Here is a 23,729-nt window from a genome sequence, read left to right on the forward strand (position 1 = left end):
ACACGGCGACGGCCGCACCCAGAGCGCTCACAGCGAGCGCATCGCCTCCATTTCGGCATTCACCATGCCTTCAGGAGGCAGCACACCAGGCAGTCGAGTGGAACGGATCCGGCTGCACAGGGCACGCAACGGCACCGAATGCCGAAAGGGCAGAGAAGGGGCGGATGCAGAGATGGATCCAGAGAGGGATCCAGAGGGGGATACAGAAAGGACGGTCGCACGCAGGTCCGGCAGTGCCGAGTCGGCACGGCATCGAACGGCAGCAAGAAGCCGGGAGGCTGAAGCCGGCATCGGGACCAAGGCCCAGCTATCGGGTTCGGGCATCCCGTGACCGGGAGCGGACATCGCCGACTGACGAGAGTGCGTCGGCACGACCACACCAGGAGAGGACAGGAGAGGAGGTGACATGACCATGGCGACATCGAGGACGACCTTGAACAGCGGTACATGCCAGGGAGGCTGCCTGCCTTCGCGGCAAGGCCCGCCCGCGAGGCGCCGCAACACCGAACGCGACTCAGCCCCGACGGCCACATCCAACGCCACCAGTGCCGCCACCGCGGCCCGCCACAGTGACTATCCCGGCTCCAGCTCCAGCTCCGGCTCCGGCTCCGGCTCCAACATCCGCAACCGCAACCGCAACCGCAACCAGTACAGCCGACACGGGCACGGCCCTGGTAGCCGAGGCGGCCAGAGCAGTCGGGGCAGTCAATGCGACCAAGGTGATCGTCGGACGCTCACTGCTCCACCGGCACCTCCCGATGACACTGCCCCAACGACACCGCTTCAGCAAGGCTGCTTCACCGCGACCGGCGCCGCCGACCCCAACCTGACCCGGCACGTTCTCCGCCGCACCGGGCGCTTGCCGTCGCCACCTTCGGTCGCTGACTGGTCGAACCCCGACCTCATCGGCCCCGACTTAGCGAACCGAGCGGGGCCCGCCCCCACCTCTTCTCGTTGACTGCTCGAACCTCGCTCTACACCCGCCCCAGCCTCGACCTGTCAGCGGCACCGAGAACTCCCCAAGGCGGACATGACGGTCCCCTCGAGGACACTTCGGCTCCCCACTGATGGCCAGCATCGACCTCGGAGAGTGACCGGTCCTTGAGTCGGACGGTAGGCGTTCGGTTCCTGAGTCAGCGCTTCTCCCACATCAGTTCAGAGGGCAATCCGTACTCGGCTCGGGCGCGGTCGGTCAGCTTTTGCACAAGCGCGGTTGTAGCCCTCTCGTACTCGCCAGGCGCTGCGCCGGTCGACGATCGCTCGATTGAGTTGCGCGTAGCAGGCTACGTCGTCGGCGTGGCTTCGAAGGTAGTTCCGCAAGTTTGGCTGGTTCCTAGTCGGCCAGCTTTCGGAGGTGACCACGTGCAGGATGGGGCTGCGAGCGCCGCGATCGGCGCGTACGCAATGCAGTCGATCGACCATGCCGTCCTGGTGTGGGCGAAACCCGTTCGCCGCTATCGCATGCTGTTGCGGCTGAACCAGTTTGAAGTCCTTCACTGCAGCTATGAGGTCGATGATGGCTTCGCGGCCAACCCCTGGGACCGCTGTGGACCCGAAGTGCTCGGCCTGCGGAGAAGCGTGGCTGACAGCTCGACAGCCCCTGTCTCTGACTGGCAAGTCGGGCCTGCTCCCACCTCTTCTCGCTGACCGCTCTGACCCGAACCGAGACACCACCGGAGCGCGCATTCGGACCGCTGGCGGCAGTGGTCACGAAGCGGGCCGGGCGGCTCCCACCAAGGGCCGCCCGGCCCGCTTCGTGCCCGGTCGGGGGTCCACCAACTCCCGGCCGGGCCTTTATGGGGAGGATGTAGGTCAAGTGCGCCCGGGGTCGGCGGCGAGGGCGCGGGCCTGCTGGAGGATCCACGGACACCACTCGTCGTTCTTCCAGGCGCCGAACCACTCCGGAACCGATTCCGGTTCGTCGAAGTAGCGGCAGATCTCGCGCGGACCCGCCCCGTCGTCGCACTCGATCCGGTACTCCGGCGGTCCAAGCGGGTGCCCGCCCGACTCGATCCCCAAACGGTAGAGCGAGAACACGGCGGGTCCGCGGCTGAAGTCGCCCAGCCAGGCGTCGCCGCTACCCATTGCAGTACCGCTCGCCCGGCGACGCGGGGCGCGCCGAGGTCACGCCGTCGCCGTTGTAGAAGACGTGGAACGCCCACGCCCGCAGCCACTCCCGCGAAGCCTCGGACGCGCCGCGCCACTCCTCGCCCCAGGTCGCGTGCAGGCACCCGGAGGTCAGGCCGGACACGATCAGCGCGATGTCCGCCGCGTTGTCAGTCCTGAAGACCTGAAACGAATCCGGTGAGTCGGCCCCGGAGGCCCGCACGGTGTAGCTCCGCCGCCCGTCGCTGAACCGCCCGCGCTCCAAGGCGGCGAGGTCCGCGACGCTCAGTCTCGACCTTCCCATCGCATTCACTCCATTTCGGACTCGGTCTTGGAACTGTCGGATATCCGATGGAGTTGCATCAGAGTGCCGGTCGAACCCACCTCCGGCCACGGCACTCCGATGCCCCCACCAAGCGCCCTGACTCCAGAAGCCTCGGCGCCTGATTCGAAAGTATGGCTCTTGAGCTGCGAAAACAAGACGCCACGAGATACGAGATGCTGGCCCCCAGCTCTCGACCCCCAGAATCTGGGGCCCAAATTCTGGGCCCTAAATGCTTGTGGCCCTTAATTGCTGGTATTTGCTTCAGTTTCGAGTCATGCCATCATGGAGTCCCACTAATCGCGGGTATCGGAGGTTCGGGGATGATCCGGTTGAAGCTCATGCGATGGCTGGTCGCAATCCTGATGCAAGACGCGAGGGTAGCGACCGGCATGTCCCAGAAGGAGGCGGCCAGGGCCTTCCGGGTATCGCCCGGCACGATCTACAACTGGGAACGCGGCATTCACCATCCGCCACACGGCATGATCGCGAGAATCGCCGAGGTCTACAGAATCGATGCGGAGCTGCGGTTCTACGTAGAACTCATTCTGGAAGCCAACGACTTTCGCATCCTGGAGGCGAGGCCTCGACTCCATGCCATCGCACTCTCCAAGGCCGAGCAGCATGCAGGCATCATCTTCAAGCACGAACCCCAGTTGGTCCACGGGCCGCTTCAGACCCGCGACTACCATTTCATCATCACCCAGCCCGGAGACGGCTCCAGCGATGCTGATGCTCAAAAGGGTTGGATCTTCAAGGATGGCCGCCAGGACGGCCTATACGGCCGGACGCCCCTCCCGCTCATCCGGTACCTCATGGGCGACAGTGCGATCTACGGACTGCGACAACTGCCCGAAGAGCCCCGCCGCGAACAGCTCACCAAGCTTCTCGCGAAGGAGGCGCTCCCCGGTACAGAGATCAGAGTGATGGCCGAATTCCATCCCGGGAGGAACACACAATTCGAGATCTTCGAACCCGGCACGAGCGAGACTGCGCCGCCGACATTCGTGTATTCGGAGATCCTTCATGGCAGCTGGTGCATCGAGGAAGATGCCGTAGTTGCCGAGTACCATCGTGCCGGTAAGGCCATGTGGCTACTCGGGATACCGTTGAAGGAGTTCCTCAATGAATACTGCCGTGACCTCCTGGCGTAAGAGCACTCGCAGCGGCTCAACCAATGAGTCAAGCTGCGTCGAACTCCGCCGCGCCTGGCGGAAGAGCAGCCTCAGCGGCGCTTCCAACCAGTCGAACTGCGTCGAGGTCGCCTCGTGCGCCGACGACGGCTTTCACCTGCGGGACTCCAAGCTCGGCGACGGCTCTCCAGTCTTCGACCTTGAGCTGAAGGACTTCCGCGCCCTCCTCGGCGCAGCCGGCTGAGACACCCGTACACGAGCCAAGGGGCCGAGCGATGCCGCTCGGCCCCTTGGCTTCTCGAATTCGGCCTCGCGCAGCCCGTGGTAGGTGGAGGTATACCGGTAAGTAGTGCTCCCGTTCCCGCTGGTGTTCGGCTCGCCGATAGGCTGGGGACATGGACGGTGCTTCATATCTGCGGTGTTTTCGACGGGAGATGGACGCGTTCCGCGAATGCGTCGCCAGCGGCGATCTGGGCGCGTCGATCGCGTTCCGGGAAGAGTTCGCCGAGCCGATCGACCTCGCCGGGCTGGCTCGCGCGGTGGGACACTCGAACCTGTTCACGGCCGCGTGCGTGACCGAGTGGACCGGGGGCGACACGCCGCCGGACGGCGCGCCGCCGCTCGCGCCGCAGGACCGCGGCGAGCTGCTGAAATGGCTTGAGGGCACGGCCGAGTTGCTGGTGATGTCCCTCGACGTCGATGCCGACACCCCCGCTTGGGGCCACTTCACGCCGCCGAACGCCGGGTACTGGCAGCGGTCGATCGCGGTCGAGACGATGCTGCACCGCTGGGACGCGCAGCAGACGGTCGGCCTCGCCGCGCCGCTCGACCCCGACCTGGCGAGCGCGGGCGTCTCCGAGGTGCTGGAAGTGCTGGCGCCCAAGATGATCGGCGTGGGCAAGGCGTGGCCGCCGGACGCGTGCGTGAAGTTCAACGCCACCGACACCGACGACTGGTGGATCTACGGCCCGGGCGACCCGGTGGCCGAAGTGCACAGCACCGCCGGGAACCTGCTGCTCATGCTGTGGGGCCGCATGCACAAGGACCACCCCTCGCTGGTGTGGGAGGGCGACCGGACCTTGGCGCTCTCGGTCCTCAAGGGGCCCTTGACCTACTGACACCGCCGGGATCGGCGCGACGGGCGCTAGGCGACGGGTCGGGCGGCTCCGGCGCGGAAGCCGTCGATCATGAGCTCGAACCAGCGGTCGCGCACCTCGGGCGGCTGGTCGACCGGGACCGTGACGAAGAACAGGTAGCAGTCCTCGATGCCGAGGTCGGGCCGGACCGTGCCCTCGGCCTTCACGGCGTCCAGGAGCCGGAGCATCGCCGCCTCGCCGCGGGTGCGCTCCTCGTCCTCGTGGAACTCCGCGCCGAGGGAGCGCGCCGCGGCCTTCATCGCGAGGTTGCTCGCCGCGTCCTCCATGACGATCCGAGCGAAGGCGGTGAACTCCGCGATGGCACTGGCGCCCGCCGCGATCCGGTCGGCCGCGGTCTCCGCCGCCTCCGTCAAGGCGCCGAAGCACTCCGCGAGCGCGGCGGCGACCAGGTCCTGCTTGGTGGGGAAGTGCCGGTACAGGGTGCCGACGGCGACGCCCGCGTCCTCGGCGATGGCCTCCATCGGGACCTCGGGGCCGCGGGTCATGATCTGGCGGGTCGCGGCCTCCAGGATCTTGGCGCGGTTCCGCGCGGCGTCGGCGCGCAACGGCCGTCCCTCGGACATGCGGACTCCTCTCCCCGCGAAGCATCATAGGCGTGCAGCGGATTTGCCATAACCTGAATCTAGGTTCATCATAGAGTGAATGCAGGTTCATCTTACCGCTTCGAAGGAGCAGACCATGGCCAGCAAATGGAGCGCCGCCGACATCCCCGACCAGAGCGGGCGGGTCTTCCTCGTCACCGGTGCGAGCTCGGGCCTCGGCCTGGAGACCGTCCGGGCCGTCGCCCGCCGCGGCGCGCGGGTGGTCCTCGCCGTCCGCAACACCACCGCGGGCGAGGCCGCGGCCGCCGCCATCGCCGAGCAGGCCCCGGGCGCCGACCTCGAAGTGCGGCACCTCGACCTCGCGGACCTGGACTCGGTGCGCGCGTTCGCGGACGGCTTCGACTCCGGCATCGACGTGCTCGTCAACAACGCCGGAATCATGGCGCCCCCGCGCTCGCTCAGCAAGCAGGGCCACGAATCCCAGTTCGCCACCAACCACCTCGGGCACTTCGCGCTCACCGGGCTGCTCCTCGACCGGCTCCAGGGACCGGACCCGCGAGTGGTCACCGTCTCCTCGCTCGCCCACGGGCACGGGCAGATCCACTTCGACGACCTCACCGGCGAGCGCGGCTACACGCCCGTCCGCTACTACAGCCAGTCGAAACTCGCGAACGCCCTCTTCGGGCTGGAACTCGAGCGGCGCCTCCGCGCCGCCGGAAACCCCGCGGCGAGCCTCATCGCCCACCCCGGGTTCTCCGACACCGGGCTGCTGCGCAGCACCGTCGCGGTCGTGCGGATCGGCGGGCGGGCGCTCTCGCCGTTCGTCACCCAGTCGGCGGCCGCCGGCGCCCTCCCGCAGCTGTACGCCGCGACCGAGCCGAAGGCCGAAGGGGGCCAGTACATCGGACCCGACGGCAGGCGCGAGCGCAAGGGCGCGCCCGCGGTCGTGCAATTGTCGGACCTGGCGAGGGACCCCGCGCTCGCGCGGCGCCTGTGGACCGTCTCCGAGGAGCTGACCGGGGTGCGGTTCCCGCTGCCCGCGGCGGCGTGAAGGGACGGTGCCGCGCACGGCGAGTGACACGTCACGCGCCCGCGACCAGTGTCGGAACGTGACCGGTATCGCTGACTATCGATGCAGCTCATCGATGTTGCGTCGCAAACCACACCATATATACCGACCTGATAACAAATTCGGTCCAGTTCGGGTGTGGCGTGCTCAAAATTCACTTTGACCGGCGAACATCCGTATATGTCTTCTGAATCGAACCGGTCTTCGAGCCCGCGCCGGAGCGCGAACATAACGGACCGGGGTGTAACAGTCAGCGAGAAGTCCGTCGTGAAGCAACTGGTCACGCCGCTGCGCCGTTACATTCCGGTCGGCTGGTTCGATTGGGAGCCGTTCGGGGAGCGCCCCAAGAGCTGGTGGCCGGACCTCGTCCTGTTCGCCGTGTTCGTGGTCATGACCGTACTGCTCATGTTCCCGTCGCCGCTGGTGACCCTCGACCACGAGGTGCGGATGTGGGCCGTCGACAACAAGATCCCCTGGTTGTGGGAGTTCGGGCGGACCATCGCCATGATCGGCGAGGGCGAGGCGGGCGCCTCGATCGGCCTGGCGTTCTCGGTGTGGTGCGCGCTGCGGTCGCGGTCCATCCGGCCGATGCTCATGTTCGTGCTGTCGTTCATGACCCTGGCGCTCATCCTCGGCATGAAGCACTGGCTGGGCCGGCCGCTGTCGCAGCACCCGCTGCGCCTCGCCGAGGTCTCCCCCGACGGGCCCATGCTGTTCACGTACTACCTGGAAGGCGGCGGGGGCGTCGCGCCCGCGACCGCGTACCCCTCGGGGCACGCGGTCAACTCGATCCTGCTGTTCGGCCTCATCGTGATGCTCGTCGGCGGCCTGCTGCCGAAGTGGCTGCGGCTGACGCTGCTCATCGCGCCGCCGTCGATGGTGTTCCTCGGCCAGCTCTACAGCGGCCAGCACTGGCTCACCGACTCGATCGCCGGGTTCATCCTCGGCATCCTCATCATCCGCAGCGCCAAGCGCGTCGACTGGCACGACGTGCCGATCGGGCCGCTCATGGTGTTCGAGCCCGCGACCCGCAAGACCATCCTCATCTCGACGATCCTGCTCGTCGGCGTGGCGATCACCCCGAACCTGCCGCTGAACCAGGCGCTCATCCTCGCGGCCGTGCTGCCGGTGATCGGGCTCGTGTGGCTGGGGCTGAGCATCAGGGCGAAGCGGCGCACGGAGGCGCGCCTCGCGGCCGAAGGGCCGCAAGGGGAAGCGGAAGCGGTGGAAGACGGGGAAGGGGAGCCGGCACCGGCCCCCGAGATCCCTAGCCAGCCGTCAGATAGTCGCCCGCGAGCTTGACGCCCGAGGCGCCCTCGGCGACCTCGCCGATCGTCCACGCCTCGACGTGGCGGGCGGTGAGCACGGCGAGGGAGCGGTCGACCTGGTCCGGCGCGACGATCGCGACCATGCCGACGCCCATGTTGAACGTGCGCTCCATCTCCTCCAGGCCGATCCCGCCGGTGCGCTGGACGACGTCGAACACGGGGTTCGGCGCCCAGGTGCCGCGGTCGACGCTGATGTGGAGGCCCTCGGGGAGCGAGCGGACCAGGTTGCCCGCGAGCCCGCCGCCGGTGATGTGCGCGAAGGCGTGCACGTCGCACTCCTTGGCGAGTTCGAGGCAGTCCTTGGCGTAGATGTGGGTCGGGGTCAGCAGCTCCTCGCCGAGGGTCCGCTGGCTGCGGTCGGCCGTGGCGAACTCCGGGATCACGGTGCCCAGGTCGAGCTTGCCCACGCCGAACAGGGCCTCGCGCACCAGCGAGAAGCCGTTGGAGTGCAGGCCCGAGGCGCGCATCGCGATCGCGACGTCGCCGGCCTTCACGCGGTCGGGGCCGAGCAGCTGGTCGGCCTCGACGACGCCCACGCCCGTCGCCGAGATGTCGTAGTCGTCGGGCTTCATGACGCCCGGGTGCTCGGCGATCTCGCCGCCGATGAGCGAGCAGCCCGCGTAGCGGCAACCGTCGGCGATGCCCGCGCCGATGTCGGCGATCTTCTCCGGCACGACCTGCCCGGTCGCGATGTAGTCCAGGAGGAACAGCGGCTCGGCGCCGCACACGACGAGGTCGTCGACGACCATCGCGACCAGGTCGATGCCCACGGTGTCGTGGATGTCGAGCTTCTGCGCGATCACGAGCTTGGTGCCCACGCCGTCGGTGGAGGAGGCCAGCAGCGGCTTCTTGTACTTCTCGGTGTCGAGCGCGAACAGGCCGGCGAACCCGCCGATCCCGCCCACGACCTCGGGGCGCACGGTCCGCTTGATCAGCGGCTTGAGGGCGTCGACGGCCCGGTCCCCGGCGTCGATGTCGACCCCCGCGGACTGGTAGGAGATCGTCTTCTGAGTGGTGGTGCCGCTGCTCACGCTGTGGTCCCTTCCCGCACTTGCGTGCTCGCTTCGGTGGATCGCTTTGACTGGGCAGTGGGTGAATGAGACGCGGCAGACTGGGGCTGCGGTTCCATGAGGTGCTTGCCGATGAGGTCGGCGGCGGGCAGCTCGATCGGGTAGTTCCCGTCGAAGCAGGCCATGCAGAGACGGGTCGCGGGCTGCTCGGTGGCCCTGACCAGACCCTCCATCGAGACGTAGCCGAGGGAGTCGGCGCCGATCTGGGCGCGGATGCCGTCGGTGTCGAGCGAGCCGGCGATGAGCTCGGCGCGGGTGGCGAAGTCGATGCCGTAGAAGCACGGCCACTTCACCGGCGGCGCCGAGATGCGGATGTGGACCTCGACCGCGCCGGCCTCACGCAGCATCCGCACCAGGGCGCGCTGCGTGTTGCCGCGGACGATCGTGTCGTCCACGATGACCAGCCGCTTGCCCTTGATCTGGTCGACCAGGGGGTTCAGCTTCAGGCGGATGCCGAGCTGGCGCAGCGACTGCGAGGGCTGGATGAACGTGCGGCCCACGTACTGGTTCTTGGTGAAGCCCTGGCCGTAGGGAATGCCCGACTCCTCGGCGTACCCGATCGCGGCCGGGATGCCCGACTCCGGGACGCCGATCACGAGGTCGGCCTCCACCGGGAACTCGCGGGCGAGCGTGCGGCCGACCTCGACGCGGGTGGCGTAGACGTTGCGCCCGGCCAGCTTCGTGTCGGGGCGCGCCAGGTAGACGTACTCGAACAGGCAGCCCTTGGGCTCGGGGTTCGCGAAGCGCGTGGAGCGCAGGCCGTGCTCGTCGATGGTGAGCAGCTCGCCCGGCTCGACCTCGCGCACGAAGTGCGCGCCGATCGTGTCGAGCGCGGCGGTCTCGGAGGCGACGGCCCAGCCGGACGCGAGGCGGCCCAGGACGAGCGGGTGCACGCCCTGCGGGTCGCGGGCGGCGTACAGCGTGTGCTCGTCCATGAACACCAGGCAGAACGCGCCGCGCAGCTGCGGCAGGACGCGCTCGGCGGCCGCGGCGACGGACTCGTCGGGGTGCGCCGCGAGGAGCGCGGTGATGAGGTGGGTGTCGGAGGTCGTGGTGCCCATGTCGATGCCCAGGTGGTCGACCTCCTTCAGGAGGTCGGCCGTGTTCACCAGGTTCCCGTTGTGCGCCAAGGCGATAGCGGTGCCGGTGGAGGTGGAGCGGATCGTGGGCTGGGAGTTCTCCCAGGTGGGGGCGCCGGTGGTGGAGTAGCGCGCGTGGCCGATGGCCAGATGGCCCTGGAGGGGCGCGAGGGTGGACTCGTCGAAGACCTGCGCGACGAGGCCGAGGTCCTTGTAGACGACGGTGCGGGTGCCGTCGGAGACGGCGATGCCCGCGGCCTCCTGGCCGCGGTGCTGCAACGCGTACAGCCCGAAGTAGGTGAGTTTGGAGACTTCTTCGCCGGGGGCCCAGATGCCGACGACGCCGCAGGCGTCGCGAGGTCCAGGACTGTCGGGATCGAGTTCCGTGGTGAGTCGACCGTCACCTCGGGCCACTGCAACTCCTCAGTTGGCTGAGCAAATGTATGGCGCGCGGTAGGCGCCATGCCTGCAAATGTGCCCGCCCGTTCATCCGGGCGACCACTGACAGTCTATCGGACCTGCGGGAAGTCGCCACTGTCCAGCGAGCGCGGGTGTGTGCCGTGCCCCTCCCCGACTAGGTGAAACTCCGCGCAATTCCGCCCACCGGGGCCGGTTTCACCGGAGCTGGAAAGCGGCAGCCGACGGAGGTCGGGCGCCGCGGGTCGGGCGGAGGCGGGCGGGGGTGGTCGGAAGCCGGGGGGGCGGGCGGGGGCGGGCGCCGTGCGGCAGGCAGGGCCGGGCGGAGGCGAGTGGGGTCGGGCGCCGCGGGTCGGGCGGAGGCGGGCGGCGGCGGGCGGGGGCGGGGCGGGCGGCGCGGGGCGGAGGCGCACGGCGTGCGGCGACAGGTGTGTGAAACATGCTCCGCCCGTAGGGCGGGTGGGTGGGTTAGTAGTACTTCCATCCCTAACCCCCACCCACCCAGGGGACCGTAGCGCCCAGCATTGCGCGGGGGTCCGACAAGAATCGGCCCCCGCGGCGCTCATGTCACCCGAAGGTGTGAACCGGCTCGTGCCCGGCCGGCCCGCCCGCTACCAGGAGCGCGGGCGGTCGTCCCACTCGCCCCAGTTGCGGCGCTCGGTGCGGCGCGAGTCCGGGTCCTCGGGGTCGGCGTCCGGCTGCGCGCCGCCGTACGGCGCCGGCGGCTGGGACTGGTTGCCGTACTGCGGCATCGGACGCGTGCCGCCCGGCTGGTCGGCCGGCGGCGCGTACGGGTCGCGGCGCATCGACTGGCTCTGGTAGCCCGAGGGCTCCTGCTGGCTCTGGTAACCGGTGGGCTCCTGCGGCGCGCTGTGCGAGCCGTAGCCCTGGCCGGGCTGGCCCGGCTGGGACTGCCCGTAGCCCTGCGGCTGGCTCTGGCCGTAGCTCTGGGAACCCGGCTGGCTCTGGCCGTAGCCCTGACCTGGCTGGGACTGCCCGTAGCCCTGCGGCTGGCTCGGCTGGCTGTGGCCGCCGAAGCCCTGCGAACCCGGCCCGTACTGCGGCTGGCTCTGCTGCTGGCTCTGCGGCTGCTGCGATTGCGGCGCGCTCGGGGCGCCGTAGCGCGGCTCCGAGGCCGGACCCGCGACCAGACCCGGGTTCTGCGGCTCGAACATGCCGCCGCCGGACGGCGGCGGGGTCGGAGCCGGGTGCGGGCGGGTCGCGCCGGCGTCGCCGTACGGGCTCGGCGACGGCCGCCCGGCCGGGTCGGAGAACGCGCCCGTCGGCGACGGCCCCGGGTGGGGCCGGGTCGCGCCCGGGTCGGCGCCGAACGCGCCGGTCGGCGACGGGTGCGGCCGCGTGGCCGCGTCGGCGCCGAAGGAGCCGTGCGGAGCCGCGGGCGGCTGGTTCGACAGGTTCGCCTGCGGCATGATCTGCGTCGCGTCGGAGGCGTCGAACGCCCCCGGGGTTTTCACCACCGGGAGGATCGTCGTCCCGTCGGGGCCGACCGGACCGCCCGGAGCGGGCGGCGGCGGCGCGCCGAAGCCCGACTGCGGCATGACCTGCGTGGAGTCGTTGCCGCCGTAAGCGGGACCGAACTGCGTCGGCGCCGCGGCGTCGACGAGGCCGCCGGGGTGGATCATCGTCGGCGCCTCGGAGCCGGGCGCGGGCCCGGCCTGGTAGACGCCCGGCGAACCGACCTGGGCGGCGGTGGGCTTGTGGTCGGGCGGGCCGTCGGGGGCGAACGAGTCGTCGTCGCCGCCGTCCTTGTCGTCCTTGCCGCCGCGCAGCAGGAACACGATGCCGACGATGCCGCCGACGACGAGCAGCGCGCCGATGATGATCAGGAACAGCAGCGTGCCGGAGATGCCGCCCTTCTCCTCCTCATCACTGGGCTCGGGCTCGGCGGAGGTCGGTGGCGCCTCGGACGTCGGCGGCGCGGAACTCTCCTCGGTCTCGACCTGCGCGAGGGAGACGTTGAGGTTGAAGTCGCCGGACTCGACGGAGATGTCCTCGACCTTCTCCTCGAAGCCCTCCTTGGTGATCGTCAAGGTCATGTCGCCGGGCGCGATCGTGGTCCCGCCCTCGCTGCGGAAGGCGAAGCCGCCGTCGCCGCCGGTCTCCTCTTCGTGCTCCTCGCCGTCGCCGTCCTCGAGGACGACCTTGGCGCCCTCGACGGGCTCGCCGTTCGAGGTGACCTTGCCGGTGATCTGGCTGACCGACTGGGTGGCGCCGACGACGTTGATCCCCGCGTCGGCGGTCGCCTGGCCGCCGAAGTCGGCCTTGAAGGTGCCGGACTTCTGCTCGCCGTTGGGGAGGTCGGACTCCATCTCGGTCGTGACCGTGAAGGAGACCGTGCGCTCCCCGTTCGGCTCGATCTGGGCGCACTTGGCCCGGTCGCCGTCCTCGCGGGTGCAGAATCCTGCGCCGCCGTCGTTGTCGATGGCGGCGATGTACTGGTTCAGGCCCTCGACGTCGGCCCGGATCGTGATGTCCTTGGGCGTCACCGGGTCCAGGTTCTTGACCGTGACCGAGATGACCGTGGCCTGGCCGCCGATGCTGATCTGGCCCGGGTCGGGGCCGTAGGAGATCCACCCGTTGACGGCGTTCGGCTGGGCCGTCGCGGCCTGCGGGAAGGCGAGGACGCCGAGCAGGAGGACGCCGGCCGTCGCGGCGACGGCGGCCAGGCGCGAGCCCAGACCGACCCCTCGCCTGCGCCGGGACCGCGGGAGGTTACTCTGGGTCCCGCTCGGTTCGGCCGCTCCGGTCATCTACATCCCCTCCTGGGCATGTGCTTCAGGCGCCGACCCGCGGCGGTCCGCAGCGGGCAGGCACGACGAACCCACGGAAGCGGGCCGTCGTCGCCACTATGCCTGGTCTCAATTCGATCACGGGACCAGGGGTGCGGACGGTGCCGCGGGCGATTCGGTCGGCGGCGATCATCGCCGTTCGGCAACGTGCCGTAACGGGCAGTCTAACGTGACCGGGAGGTCCCACCGTGGACGCTGTGGCCGACGCCATCGCCGCGATCGACAACGATGAGGCGCCCGACAAGGAGACGCTGAAATCCGCCGTCCGGGAGCTGCTGCGCGAGCTCGCCGCCAAAGCCCCAGGCCACTCGGTGGAAGTGCGGGTGCCGCCGTACGGCGCGGTCCAGTGCGTCGAGGGCCCCCGGCACCGGCGCGGCACCCCTCCCAACGTCATCGAATGTCAGCCGGTCGTGTTCGTCGAACTCGCCGTGGGCCGCCTCGCCTTCGCCGACGCCGTCGCCTCCGGCCGCGTCACCGCCTCCGGCCAGCGCGCCGACCTCACCGAGGTCCTCCCCCTGACGGGCCTCCACGGCGAAGCTTTGGAAGAAGAGGAATAGCCCGCCGCTTCAGCTCCGCTTCAGGTACCTCGCGCTAGCTTCGAAACCGGGGGCCCTCTACCCAGAGGTCAAGCGGTGATCGGCGTGCCCCGGCCGGCCCCGCTTCAGCTCCCCTTCAGCCCGCTTCAGCTCCGCTTCAGGTACCTCGCGCTACGGTCGAAACCGGGGGCCCTTTCCCAGGCGATGTCCTCCCCGTTCGCATGCGCCGCAACACGAACGCCCCGGCGCTGCGCGCCGGGGCGTTCGTGGTCGTGCGGTGTGTCCTTACTCTCCCAGTCGGGCGCCGATGCGGCCCTTGAAGGCCGCGTCGATGTCCTCGCGGGTGATGTCGAAGTGATCGCGCAGGTGGAGGCCGTCGGTGTTCGCGTCGGCCACGCCCAGGGGCGTGATCGGCAGGCCGCGGGACTCGCAGGCGCTGCGCACCGCGAGCTCCTGGCCGCGCGGGATCACCACGAGCACCCGCCCGGACGACTCCGAGAACAGGTAGGTGAACGGGTCGGCGCCCTCCGGCAGGAGGATCTGCGCGCCCATGCCCGAGAAGCTGATCGCCTCCACGAGCGCCTGCGCCAGCCCGCCCTCGGAGAGGTCGTGCGCGGCCGCGAGCTGCTCGGTCTCGGCGAGCCGCGAGAGCAGGTCGGCGAGCTTCATCTCGTGGTCGAGGTCGACCTTCGGCGGCACGCCGCCGAGGTGGCCGTGCGTGACCGCGGCCCACTCCGAGCCCGACAGCTCCTCGCTCGTGGTGCCCACGAGCGCGATGGTGTCGCCGGTGCGGCCCAGGCCGAGCGGGATGCGGCGGGCCACGTCCTCGAGGACCCCGAGCACGCCGATGACGGGCGTCGGGTGGATCGCCTCGCGGCCGGTCTGGTTGTAGAACGAGACGTTGCCGCCGGTCACGGGGATGCCGAGCTTCTGGCAGGCGTCCGCGATGCCGGTGACGGCGCGCTCGAACTGCCACATGACGTGCGGGTCCTCGGGCGAGCCGAAGTTCAGGCAGTCGGAGACGGCGATCGGGGTGGCGCCGGTGACGGCGACGTTCCGGTACGCCTCGGCGAGCGAGAGCTGCGCGCCCAGGTACGGGTCGAGCCGCGCGAAGCGGCCGTTGCCGTCGAGGGAGATCGCGATGCCGACGCCGGTGCGCTCGTCCAGGCGGACCACGCCCGCGTCGTGCGGCGTGCCCAGGACCGTGTTGCCGAACACCGACGAGTCGTACTGCTCGGTGATCCAGGACTTGTCGCACAGGTTCGGGCTGGCGGCCATGTCGAGGACGGTCTGGCGGATCTCCTCGTCGGTGGCCGGGCGCGGCAGGGTCTCGGCGCGGTCGACCGCGATGAGGCCCAGGTCGTTCGGTTCGGCGAGCGGCCGGTGGTAGACCGGGCCCTCGTCGGCGAGCGACTTCGGCGGGACGTCGACGACGGTCTGGCCGTGGAAGTCGACGACGAGGCGGCCGGTGTCGGTGACGGTGCCGATCGCGGTGGCGAGCAGGCCCCAGCGGTGGGCGCGGGCGAGGACCTCGTCGGCCTTGGCCGGGTCGACGATGAGGAGCATGCGCTCCTGCGACTCGGAGGCGAGGATGTCCTGCGGTTCCATGCCCTTGGCGCGCAAGGGGACCAGTTCGAGGTCGACGTGCATGCCGCCGTCGCCGGCGGCCGCGGTCTCGCTCAGGGCGCAGGTGAGGCCCGCGCCGCCGAGGTCCTGGACGCCGACGACGAGCTGGGCGTCGAACAGCTCGAGGCACACCTCGATGAGGAGCTTCTCGGTGAACGGGTCGCCGACCTGGACCGACGGGCGGGCGTCGCCCTCGCCGGACTCCGAGAACGTCGCGGAGGCGAGGACGGACACGCCGCCGATGCCGTCGCGGCCGGTCTTGGCGCCGAGCAGGATCACGACGTTCCCGGTGCCGGAGGCCTGCATCGACTGGAGGCGCGAGCGGGGCATGACGCCGACGCTGAGCGCGTTGACGAGCGGGTTGCCCTGGTAGCACGGGTCGAAGTAGGTCTCGCCGCCGATGTTCGGCAGGCCCACGCAGTTGCCGTAGTGGCCGATGCCGTCGACGACGCCCGGGAGGACCCGGGCGGTGTCGGGGTGGTCGATGGCGCCGAAGCGCAGCGAGTCCATGACGGCGATCGGGCGGGCGCCCATCGCGATGATGTCGCGGATGATGCCGCCGACGCCGGTGGCCGCGCCCTGCTTGGGCTCGACGTACGACGGGTGGTTGTGCGACTCGACCTTGAACGTGACGGCGATGTTCTCGTCGATGGCGACGACGCCGGCGTTCTCGCCGATCCCGGCCAGGAGGCGCGGGGTGCGCGGGTTCTTCTCGCCGAACTGGCGCAGGTGCACCTTGCTCGACTTGTACGAGCAGTGCTCGGACCACATGATCGAGTACATCGCGAGCTCGGACTGGGTGGGGCGGCGGCCGAGGACCTCGCGGATGCGCTGGTACTCGTCCTCCTTCAGGCCCAGTTCGGACCACGGCTGCTTCTCGTCGGGGGTCGCCTCGGCGACGCCGACGGTGTCCACGGCGACGTATTGGCTCATCGTCTCGCTCCCTCGCTGAGGTGGGCCAGGACGGAGGCGACCACGCCGAGGCCGTCGGTCGACGGCCCGGTGAGCGCCTCGACGGCGTGCTCGGGGTGGGGCATGAGGCCGACGACGTTCCCGGCCTCGTTCGCCACCCCGGCGATGTCGCGCATCGACCCGTTCGGGTTGTCGAGGTACCGGAAGACGACCCGGCCGCTCTGCTCGAGCGCGTCCAGGGTCGCCTCGTCGGCGACATAGCGGCCCTCGCCGTGCTTGGCGGGCATGACGATCTCGGCCTCGGGCACGAACGCGTTCGTCCACGCGGTCCGGGTCGTCTCCACGCGCAGGCGCGCGGGCCGGTTGCGGTAGCGCAGGTGGGCGTTGCGCACCAGCGCGCCGGGCAGCAGGTGCGACTCGCACAGGACCTGGAAGCCGTTGCACACGCCGAGGACGGGCATCCCCTGGGCGGCGCCGGCCTTCACGGTGTCCATCACCTGGCTGAAACGGGCGATCGCGCCGCAGCGCAGCGCGTCGCCGTAGGAGAACCCGCCGGGCAGGAACACTGCGTCGACCCCGTGGATCTGGGCGTCGTCGTGCCACAGCGACACCGGCTCGGCGCCGGCCAGGTACACCGCGCGGGCGGCGTCCCGGTCGTCGAGCGAGCCGGGGAACGTCACGATCCCGATGCGGGCGCTCATGCCGCCTCGACCGAGTCGCGCTCCACGTAGACCGTGAAGTCCTCGATGACGGGGTTGGCCAGGAGCTGGTCGGCGATCACTCGCGACTGCTCCTCGACGTTCTGGGCGTTCTCGTCGAACTCGATCTCGACGCGCTTGCCGATCCGCACCGTCGCCACATCGGTGACGCCGAGGCGGGGCAGCGCCCCGAGGACGGCCTCGCCCTGGGGGTCGAGGATTTCGGGCTTCAGCATCACGTCGACCACTACACGGGCCACGGTCGCACTCCTGTCGGTCACATGGACGGGACAGGACCAGCATATTCACGGGCGGTGACCTGGACCAGCGACGCGTTGTGCGAGCGGTGCCAGGTCACAGCTCGTCAGAGGATGCCGGCGGGGCTGTAGGCGGCCGCCTCGGGGTGCGCTTTCGCCGCTGCGGCCACCCTTTCGGCGACACCGTCGACCTGATCGCCTGCGGCGCCGATGAATTCACCCGTATTCGCGACGAGCGCGTCCAGGCCGGCCCGGTCGAGGGGCAGGCGGGGGTCGGCGGCGAGGCGGTCGAACAGGTCGTTCCCGCGCAGGCCCTCCTCGCGCATGGCGCGGGCCACCGCGACGGCGTGCTCCTTGATGGCCTCGTGGGCGTCCTCGCGGCCGGCGCCCTGCTTGACCGCCTCCATGAGGACCTTCGTCGAGGTCAGGAAGGGGAGGTAGCGGTCGAGTTCGGCGCCGACGACCGCCGGGTACGCCCCGAAGTTGTCCAGAATGGTGAGGAACGTCTCATACAGCCCGTCGACGGCGTAGAACAGGTCGGGGAGCGCGACGCGGCGGACCACCGAACACGAGACGTCGCCCTCGTTCCACTGGTCGCCGGCGAGCTCGCCGAGCATCGAGGCGTAGCCGCGGGCGACGACGGCGAGGCCGTTGACGCGCTCGGAGGAGCGGGTGTTCATCTTGTGCGGCATGGCGGACGAGCCGACCTGGCCGGGCATGAACCCCTCGGTGGCGAGCTCGGCGCCGGCCATGAGCCGGATGGTGAGCGCGGCCGACGACGGGGCGGCGACGGCCTGCACGAGCGCGGTGCCGACCTCGTAGTCGAGCGAGCGCGGGTACACCTGGCCGACGGAGTCCATGACGCGCTCGAAGCCCAGGTGGCTGGCGATGCGCCGCTCCAGCTCGGCGAGCTTCGCGGTGTCGCCGTCGAACAGGTCGAGCATGTCCTGGGCGGTGCCGACCGGGCCCTTGATGCCGCGCAGCGGGTAGCGGCGGAGCAGGTCCTCGATGCGGTCGTGGGCGGCGAGGAGCTCCTCGGCCCAGGTCGCGAAGCGCTTCCCGAGGGTCGTGGCCTGCGCGGGGACGTTGTGGCTGCGGCCGGTCATGACGAGGTCGCGGTACTGCTGGGCGCGGGCGGCGAGGCGCACGAGCGCGGCGACGATGCGGCCCTGGACCAGTTCGAGGGACTGGCGGACCTGCATCTGCTCGACGTTCTCGGTGAGGTCGCGGCTGGTCATGCCCTTGTGGATGTGCTGGTGGCCGGCGAGGTCGGAGAACTCCTCGATGCGGGCCTTGACGTCGTGCTTGGTGACGCGCTCGCGCTCCGCGATGGAGGCGAGGTCGACCCGGTCGAGGACGCGCTCGTAGTCGGCGATCACGCCGTCGGGGACGGTGACGCCCAGGTCGTGCTGCGCCTGGAGGACCGCGAGCCAGAGCCTGCGCTCGGCCTTGATCTTCCCGACGGGGTCCCAGATGTCGCGCATCGGCGCGGAGGCGTAACGCTCGGCGAGCACATTCGCAGTCACGGGGCAATGATGTCACCAGCGGCGGCGTCGGCGCCTGGTGCGCACCCGCGAGCGGGGCGAGTGTCACGTTCACCACCGGCGTGGCGGTTAACCAGCACGTATCCGCCACGTAAACTGGCCTCGTGCGAGTACTCCTGATCGGCTCCGGCGGCCGCGAGCACGCCCTCGCGGCGGCCCTGGCCGCTGACGCGTCCGTCACCACACTCATCTGCGCCCCGGGGAACCCCGGCATGGCCGCGCTCGGCGAGTGCGTGCCGGTGAACCAGACCGACCCCGCCGCGGTGGCCTCCCTGGCCGTGACCTCGGCCGCCGACCTCGTGATCGTGGGCCCCGAGGCCCCGCTCGTGGCCGGCGTCGCCGACGCGGTCCGGGCGAAGGGCATCCCCGTGTACGGCCCGAGCGGCGCGGCCGCCCGGATCGAGGGCTCCAAGGCGTTCGCGAAGGAGGTCATGGCCGCCGCGGGCGTGCCGACCGCCGCCGCGCGCGTGTGCCGCACCCGCGAGGAGGCCGAGGCCGCCCTCGACGAGTTCGGCGCGCCGTACGTCGTCAAGGACGACGGCCTCGCCGCCGGCAAGGGCGTCGTCGTCACCGAGGACCGCGCGCAGGCGCTCGCGCACGCGCTCGACTGCGAGCGCGTCGTCATCGAGGAGTACCTCGACGGCCCCGAGGTGTCCCTGTTCGTGGTCGCCGACGGCACCAGCGCGAAGGCGCTGCTGCCCGCGCAGGACTTCAAGCGCATCGGCGACGGCGGGACCGGCCCGAACACCGGCGGCATGGGCGCGTACACGCCGCTGCCGTGGGCCCCGGACGACCTCGTCGCCGAGGTCATGGCGCGCGTCGCCGAGCCGACCCTCGCCGAGCTGGCCGGGCGCGGCCTGCCGTTCGTCGGCACCCTGTACTGCGGCCTGGCGCTGACCTCGAAGGGCCTCAAGGTCGTCGAGTTCAACGCGCGCTTCGGCGACCCGGAGATCCAGGCGGTCCTCGCACTGCTGGAGAGCCCCCTCGGGGAGCTCCTGTACGCGGCCGCCACCGGCAAGCTCGCCGACTTCGGGCCGCTGTGGTGGCGCGAGGGCGCCGCCGTGTGCGTCGTCGTCTCGAACGAGGGCTACCCGGGCACGCCCGTCACCGGCCGCCCGCTCTACGGCGCCGACGCCGAGGGCGTCTTCCACGCCGGCACGGCCCTCGACGCCTCCGGGCAGCTCATCGCCACCGGCGGCCGCGTCCTCGGCTGCGTCGGCACCGGCAAGTCCGTGGCCCAGGCCCGCCAGGAGGCGTACGCCCTCACCGAGGGCGTCAAGCTCGAAGGCGGCTACTACCGCAAGGACATCGCCGCGAACATCTAAGCGACCGAGCGAGAAGGGCGCGACCCGGACGGGGCGCGGCCTTCCGCGTGCCGGTCAGGCGGCGAGGGGTGCTCGGCCGGTGGGGCAGGACATGCAGCGGGGGCCGCCGCGGCCGGAGCCGAGTTCGGAGCCGGGGATGGTGAGGACCTTGACGCCGGCGCGTTCGAGGCGGCCGTTGGTGACGGTGTTGCGCTCGTAGGCGACCGCGACGCCGGGGGCGAGGGCGAGGGTGTTGTTGCCGTCGTCCCACTGCTCGCGCTCGGCGGTGACGACGTCGCGCTCGCCGGTGTGGATGATCTCGACGGCGTCGACGCCGATGGCGTCGGCGGCGGCGTCGAGGAAGCGGCGGGGGCCCTCGATCGCGATGCGGTCGCCGTCGGGGGTGATCGTGTACGACTCCAGGCGCTGGGCGGCCGGGGCGTAGATGACCATGCGGTCGCGGTCGACCATGGTGCACACGGTGTCGAGGTGCATCGTGGCGCGGCGCTGCGCGATCGGGACGGCGAGGACGGTGTGGATCGTGCCGCGCTCGAACACCTTGCGCGACAGGCGCTCCACGCCCGCGGGGGTGGTGCGCTCGCCGACGCCGACGGCGAGGACGCCGGGGGCGAGGGCGAGGACGTCGCCGCCTTCGAGGTGCTCCAGGGACGGGTCGTACAGCTTCGGCACGTCGGCGAAGCGGGGGTGGTGGTGGTAGACGATCCCGGTCAGGGTCGTCTCGCGGCGGCGGGCCGGCATCGCGAGGCTGGTGACGGCGACGGCGTCGCCGATCCACACCGACGAGTCGCGGGTGAACATCGTGTTCGGGAGCGGGTCGATGACGAACTCGGTGGCGCGCATCATCCTGTGCCGCAGGCTGCTCGACGGCCCGAACTCCTCCTTCGTGAGCCCCTCCACCAGGACCGCGGCGAGCCGCTCCGGTTCCAGGGCCGAGAGGTACGCGGCGAGTTCGCGGCCGAGGGTCTGCCCCAGGCGCGGGTCGGCGGCGACGCCCACGGTGACGGCCTCGCGGGCCTCGTCGAGTTCGAGGCACTCCCGAAGCAGCGCAGACAGGTACAGGACCTCGACGCCGTGCTCCAGCAGGACCCCCGCGAAGCGGTCGTGCTCCTCCTGGGCCCGCTCGACCCACGGGACGCCGTCGAACAGGAGCGCCCCGTTGTTGCGCGGCGTCAACCGGCGCAGCTCCCCTCCGGGGCGGTGGAGCATGACGCTGCGAAGGCGGCCCACCTCCGAATCGACTCCGTATGCGGGCGCGACATCAGCACTCATGGCCTGAGCGTAGACGCGCCGAGGACAGAGATCAACTTTTCTCTGTTAACGTGGACAGACTGAGCGTAACCACTACCCCCGGGACGCCCAATTGACGCAACTCGAACTGGTCATCCCGCTCCGCGCCTCCGCGCCCGGACCCGATGGCAGGAGGCTCGACCCGTCGCTCGCCACCTGGCGCGCCGCGGTCGCCGCGAGCGCTGACGCCTGCATGCTGCTCGCGGCGGACACCAGGCTCGTCGCCGTGTCCCGCGCGGCCCGGCAGCTGCTCGGCATGCGCCCCGACGTCGAGCACCACATGCCGCGCTTCCTCGATGCGGGCCTTCGGTTCCTGGACTTCACGGCCGGCGCGCACCCGCTCGTCGACGCCGAGCTGGCGCGGCTCGCCCCCGTGCAGGCGCTCCAGACCGACGCCCTCGAACGGAGCCTCATGCGCATCGAGCACCGGGGCGTGCACCGCACCTTCGACGTCACGGCGTCGCCGCTGCACTCCCCGCCGCGCCTCGACGCGATCGGGTCGCTGGCGTTCCTGACCCCGATCGGCCCGGCCTGACCGGCGCCTCACGGGTTCAGGTCGTAGACGATCGCGTCGTCGGTCCGCTCGACGTCGACGCCGAACGGGTCGGTCTCGGTGTCCACGCCCGCCCAGTCGCTGCCGGGCAGCCAGTCGGGGACGACCACGACGGTCTCGACGCCCGCCTCGCGCAGGGCGTCGACCGCCCCCTCGCTCGGGAACGACTTCGACAGGTCCCGGATCTCCGACGTCGCGGCCGGCGTGAACGCGGCGGAGCCGTTCACCATGTCGACGAAGCCGTCCACGGTCCAGAACTGGACCCGCGTGTCGCGCCCGTCCGAGGGCAGGAACAGGACCGGCCCGTCGAGCGCCGACACGTCGAGCGGCGCCGGGTCCGGCTCGTGGAAGTCGGGCACCATGAGGCCCTCCCACAGCACGAACACGATGGGCAGGAACAGGAGCGCGTGCACGCGGCGCGGCGCCCGCACCCGGTCGAGGCGGCGGTCGACGCGGGACTCGTGGGCGACGGCGTCGGCGTCGTCGGCCAAGCGCGTCAGCGTGCCCGCGGCGAGGACCGCCAGCAGCAGCGAGATGTAGAGGACCATGCGGCCCGGGGTGCGGACCGCGTCGAAGCCCGGCGCGTACTCGTACAGCAGGCCCCACGCCCACCGGCCGTGGTCGAGGAAGTTGGGGCCCATGGCGAGCGCCGTCAGCAGGGCCGTGCCGAGCGCGAGGCACCACCGCTGCCAGCGGCTCCACGACGACCAGATCAGGCCCGCGATCGCGAGCGCGAGCACGGTGAAGCCGACCAGGAGCGTCTGCTCGGGCGGCCACGTCAGGTCGGTGCGGGCGGCCTCGTGCGCCGCGCCCCACAGGCGCGACTCCTCCGGCGCGATGATGAACGACTGCCAGCCGGGGCTGAAGAACTGCACGTACCCGTAGTCGCGCACCGTCTCCGGGTACGCCTGCGCGACCGAGGCGTGGCGGTCGGCGATCCACAGGACGCCGAGACTGAACACGACGCCGCCGGCGCCGTCGGCGACCACGGTGCGCCAGTTGAGCGCGGGCCGCTTGACGAGCCAGAACAGGCCGACGACGACGGCGATCGCGAGCATGAGGTACACGAAGGAGAGGCCGAGGGCGACGCCGATCGAGAACTGCCACAGGGCGACCAGCCAGCCGGCGACGATCCAGCCGGGGCGCTGGCGCTCGGGGCGGAAGCCGTCGCGCAGGGACCAGCCGTGGCCGCGCGCGAGCATGGCGAGGGCGAGGGCGATCGCGCCGGACGACAGGACGTTCAGGTGCCCGAGGTGCGCGAGCTTCCAGGGGGCGTAGGCGAACGCGGCGGCGCCGACCGCGGAGCCGGCGACGCGGGCGCCGAGCTGGCGCAGGAGCGCGTAGGCGCCGAGGAACGCGAGCGCGAACGTGGCGATGAACAGGACGTTGTAGACGACGAGGGTGCTCGCGGCGTCGGTGGCGAGGAGCGCGGCGGGGGCGTAGCCGAAGAGCGTGTCGGTGAACAGGAGCGAGTCGGGGTTGGGCCAGAAGCTGTTGGTGCTCCAGACGCCCGCGGGGTCGGTGCGCAGGGCCTCGCCGATCCAGCCGAGCGTGTACGCCTGGAGGAGCGGGTCGCCGAGGTCGTGGGGGATGACGGTGGTGAGGTCCTTCGCGAGGGGCCAGGTCATGGCGACGGCGAGGAGGGCGCTGACGAGGGCGGCGATCGTCCACTCGCTGCGGGCGGCGCGCGCGGCGAGGCGGCCGGTGCGGCGGACCCGTCCGGGCGGGGCGGTCCGGGGGGCGGCCGGGTCCGCGCCGGAGGCGAAGCGCCGCCAGCGCTCGTCGTCGGCCTTCGGTTCGGGCGCACCGCCGTCGGCGGTCGCGTCGGCGGCCGGTCCGGGCTCGGGGCCCTCGGGGGCCGCGGCGGCGTCGGGCTCGCGCCCCTCGCCGCGTTCGGGCTGGGTGGGCTCGGTGATCACCATGGGGTTCCCGCGGTCTCGCTCGGTGCTGTTCTCAGG

21 protein-coding genes are annotated in these 23,729 nt (G+C 71.0%); 8 read left to right on the forward strand and 13 right to left on the reverse strand.

Features of this window, described 5'->3' with window-relative positions:
- Positions 1–1,155 precede the first annotated feature (1,155 nt).
- From ABD419_RS24935 to ABD419_RS02015, 3 genes are all read right to left on the reverse strand, one after another.
- The gene (locus ABD419_RS24935; protein WP_425555879.1) at positions 1,156–1,686 is read right to left on the reverse strand and encodes a GrpB family protein; all 531 of its coding nucleotides are present in this window, start codon (positions 1,684–1,686) and stop codon (positions 1,156–1,158) included.
- Between the two features lie 126 nt (positions 1,687–1,812).
- Positions 1,813–2,085, reverse strand: a complete 273-nt coding sequence (locus ABD419_RS02010; protein ID WP_344481107.1) for a hypothetical protein — start codon at positions 2,083–2,085, stop codon at positions 1,813–1,815.
- The gene (locus tag ABD419_RS02015) at positions 2,078–2,410 is read right to left on the reverse strand and encodes a hypothetical protein (RefSeq protein ID WP_344481109.1); all 333 of its coding nucleotides are present in this window, start codon (positions 2,408–2,410) and stop codon (positions 2,078–2,080) included. Before ABD419_RS02015 ends, ABD419_RS02010 begins: the two co-directional genes overlap by 8 nt.
- A 341-nt stretch (positions 2,411–2,751) precedes the next feature.
- Between ABD419_RS02015 and ABD419_RS02020 the strand changes: the two genes are divergently transcribed.
- The 3 genes from ABD419_RS02020 to ABD419_RS02030 all read left to right on the forward strand — a co-directional run bounded on the left by ABD419_RS02020 (position 2,752) and on the right by ABD419_RS02030 (position 4,679).
- Positions 2,752–3,582: a Scr1 family TA system antitoxin-like transcriptional regulator gene (locus tag ABD419_RS02020; RefSeq protein ID WP_344481112.1), complete on the forward strand. Its 831-nt coding sequence runs from the start codon at positions 2,752–2,754 to the stop codon at positions 3,580–3,582.
- Positions 3,554–3,805: a DUF397 domain-containing protein gene (locus tag ABD419_RS02025; protein ID WP_344481115.1), complete on the forward strand. Its 252-nt coding sequence runs from the start codon at positions 3,554–3,556 to the stop codon at positions 3,803–3,805. Before ABD419_RS02020 ends, ABD419_RS02025 begins: the two co-directional genes overlap by 29 nt.
- A 151-nt stretch (positions 3,806–3,956) precedes the next feature.
- The gene (locus ABD419_RS02030; protein ID WP_344481117.1) at positions 3,957–4,679 is read left to right on the forward strand and encodes a maleylpyruvate isomerase family mycothiol-dependent enzyme; all 723 of its coding nucleotides are present in this window, start codon (positions 3,957–3,959) and stop codon (positions 4,677–4,679) included.
- Between the two features lie 26 nt (positions 4,680–4,705).
- Here ABD419_RS02030 and ABD419_RS02035 read toward each other — a convergent pair whose 3' ends face one another.
- Entirely contained in the window at positions 4,706–5,281 is a 576-nt protein-coding gene (locus ABD419_RS02035; protein ID WP_344481119.1) for a TetR/AcrR family transcriptional regulator, read from the reverse strand.
- Positions 5,282–5,396: 115 nt separating this feature from the next.
- On the opposite strand from ABD419_RS02035, the gene ABD419_RS02040 reads away from it, so the two are divergent.
- Positions 5,397–6,311, forward strand: a complete 915-nt coding sequence (locus ABD419_RS02040) for an oxidoreductase (RefSeq protein ID WP_344481121.1) — start codon at positions 5,397–5,399, stop codon at positions 6,309–6,311.
- A 285-nt stretch (positions 6,312–6,596) separates the two neighbouring features.
- Positions 6,597–7,631: a phosphatase PAP2 family protein gene (locus ABD419_RS02045; protein WP_344481124.1), complete on the forward strand. Its 1,035-nt coding sequence runs from the start codon at positions 6,597–6,599 to the stop codon at positions 7,629–7,631.
- Here ABD419_RS02045 and purM read toward each other — a convergent pair.
- The 3 genes from purM to ABD419_RS02060 form a co-directional block, all read right to left on the reverse strand.
- Positions 7,597–8,730 carry a phosphoribosylformylglycinamidine cyclo-ligase gene (gene purM, locus ABD419_RS02050; protein ID WP_425555895.1) on the reverse strand — a complete coding sequence of 378 codons (1,134 nt, stop codon included), beginning with the start codon at positions 8,728–8,730 and terminating at the stop codon, positions 7,597–7,599. The genes ABD419_RS02045 and purM overlap by 35 nt on opposite strands.
- Positions 8,685–10,220 (reverse strand): amidophosphoribosyltransferase, encoded by a 1,536-nt coding sequence (purF, locus tag ABD419_RS02055; protein ID WP_344481128.1) that lies wholly within the window; start codon positions 10,218–10,220, stop codon positions 8,685–8,687. The genes purM and purF overlap by 46 nt, the downstream gene beginning before the upstream one ends.
- 614 nt (positions 10,221–10,834) lie before the next feature.
- Positions 10,835–12,994 (reverse strand): carboxypeptidase-like regulatory domain-containing protein, encoded by a 2,160-nt coding sequence (locus tag ABD419_RS02060; protein ID WP_344481130.1) that lies wholly within the window; start codon positions 12,992–12,994, stop codon positions 10,835–10,837.
- Positions 12,995–13,221: 227 nt separating this feature from the next.
- Between ABD419_RS02060 and ABD419_RS02065 the strand changes: the two genes are divergently transcribed.
- Positions 13,222–13,590, forward strand: coding sequence for a sterol carrier family protein (locus tag ABD419_RS02065; RefSeq protein ID WP_344481132.1), 369 nt, complete (start codon positions 13,222–13,224; stop codon positions 13,588–13,590).
- A 264-nt stretch (positions 13,591–13,854) separates the two neighbouring features.
- Here the strand turns inward: ABD419_RS02065 and purL are convergent, their stop codons facing one another.
- The 4 genes from purL to purB all read right to left on the reverse strand — a co-directional run bounded on the left by purL (position 13,855) and on the right by purB (position 18,588).
- Entirely contained in the window at positions 13,855–16,128 is a 2,274-nt protein-coding gene (gene purL / locus ABD419_RS02070; protein WP_344481134.1) for a phosphoribosylformylglycinamidine synthase subunit PurL, read from the reverse strand.
- Positions 16,125–16,808, reverse strand: a complete 684-nt coding sequence (purQ, locus tag ABD419_RS02075) for a phosphoribosylformylglycinamidine synthase subunit PurQ (RefSeq protein WP_344481137.1) — start codon at positions 16,806–16,808, stop codon at positions 16,125–16,127. The genes purL and purQ overlap by 4 nt, the downstream gene beginning before the upstream one ends.
- Entirely contained in the window at positions 16,805–17,065 is a 261-nt protein-coding gene (gene purS / locus ABD419_RS02080) for a phosphoribosylformylglycinamidine synthase subunit PurS (protein ID WP_344481140.1), read from the reverse strand. Before purS ends, purQ begins: the two co-directional genes overlap by 4 nt.
- A gap of 104 nt (positions 17,066–17,169) precedes the next feature.
- Complete coding sequence (purB, locus tag ABD419_RS02085) at positions 17,170–18,588, reverse strand: adenylosuccinate lyase (RefSeq protein WP_344481143.1); 1,419 nt, start codon at positions 18,586–18,588, stop codon at positions 17,170–17,172.
- 122 nt (positions 18,589–18,710) lie between these two features.
- Between purB and purD the strand changes: the two genes are divergently transcribed.
- A complete protein-coding gene (gene purD / locus ABD419_RS02090) occupies positions 18,711–19,931 on the forward strand; it encodes a phosphoribosylamine--glycine ligase (RefSeq protein ID WP_344481144.1) in 1,221 nt (406 codons plus the stop codon).
- Positions 19,932–19,985: 54 nt separating this feature from the next.
- On the opposite strand, the gene ABD419_RS02095 is transcribed toward purD, so the two are convergent.
- A complete protein-coding gene (locus ABD419_RS02095) occupies positions 19,986–21,200 on the reverse strand; it encodes an arginine deiminase (RefSeq protein WP_344481146.1) in 1,215 nt (404 codons plus the stop codon).
- Between the two features lie 91 nt (positions 21,201–21,291).
- On the opposite strand from ABD419_RS02095, the gene ABD419_RS02100 reads away from it, so the two are divergent.
- Positions 21,292–21,753, forward strand: coding sequence for a hypothetical protein (locus ABD419_RS02100; RefSeq protein WP_344481148.1), 462 nt, complete (start codon positions 21,292–21,294; stop codon positions 21,751–21,753).
- 8 nt (positions 21,754–21,761) lie between these two features.
- Here ABD419_RS02100 and ABD419_RS02105 read toward each other — a convergent pair whose 3' ends face one another.
- Positions 21,762–23,693, reverse strand: a complete 1,932-nt coding sequence (locus ABD419_RS02105) for a hypothetical protein (RefSeq protein WP_344481151.1) — start codon at positions 23,691–23,693, stop codon at positions 21,762–21,764.
- Positions 23,694–23,729: the final 36 nt, after the last annotated feature.

It is taken from the genome of Glycomyces endophyticus, from assembly GCF_039531525.1.
GTDB lineage: Bacteria > Actinomycetota > Actinomycetes > Mycobacteriales > Micromonosporaceae > Glycomyces > Glycomyces endophyticus.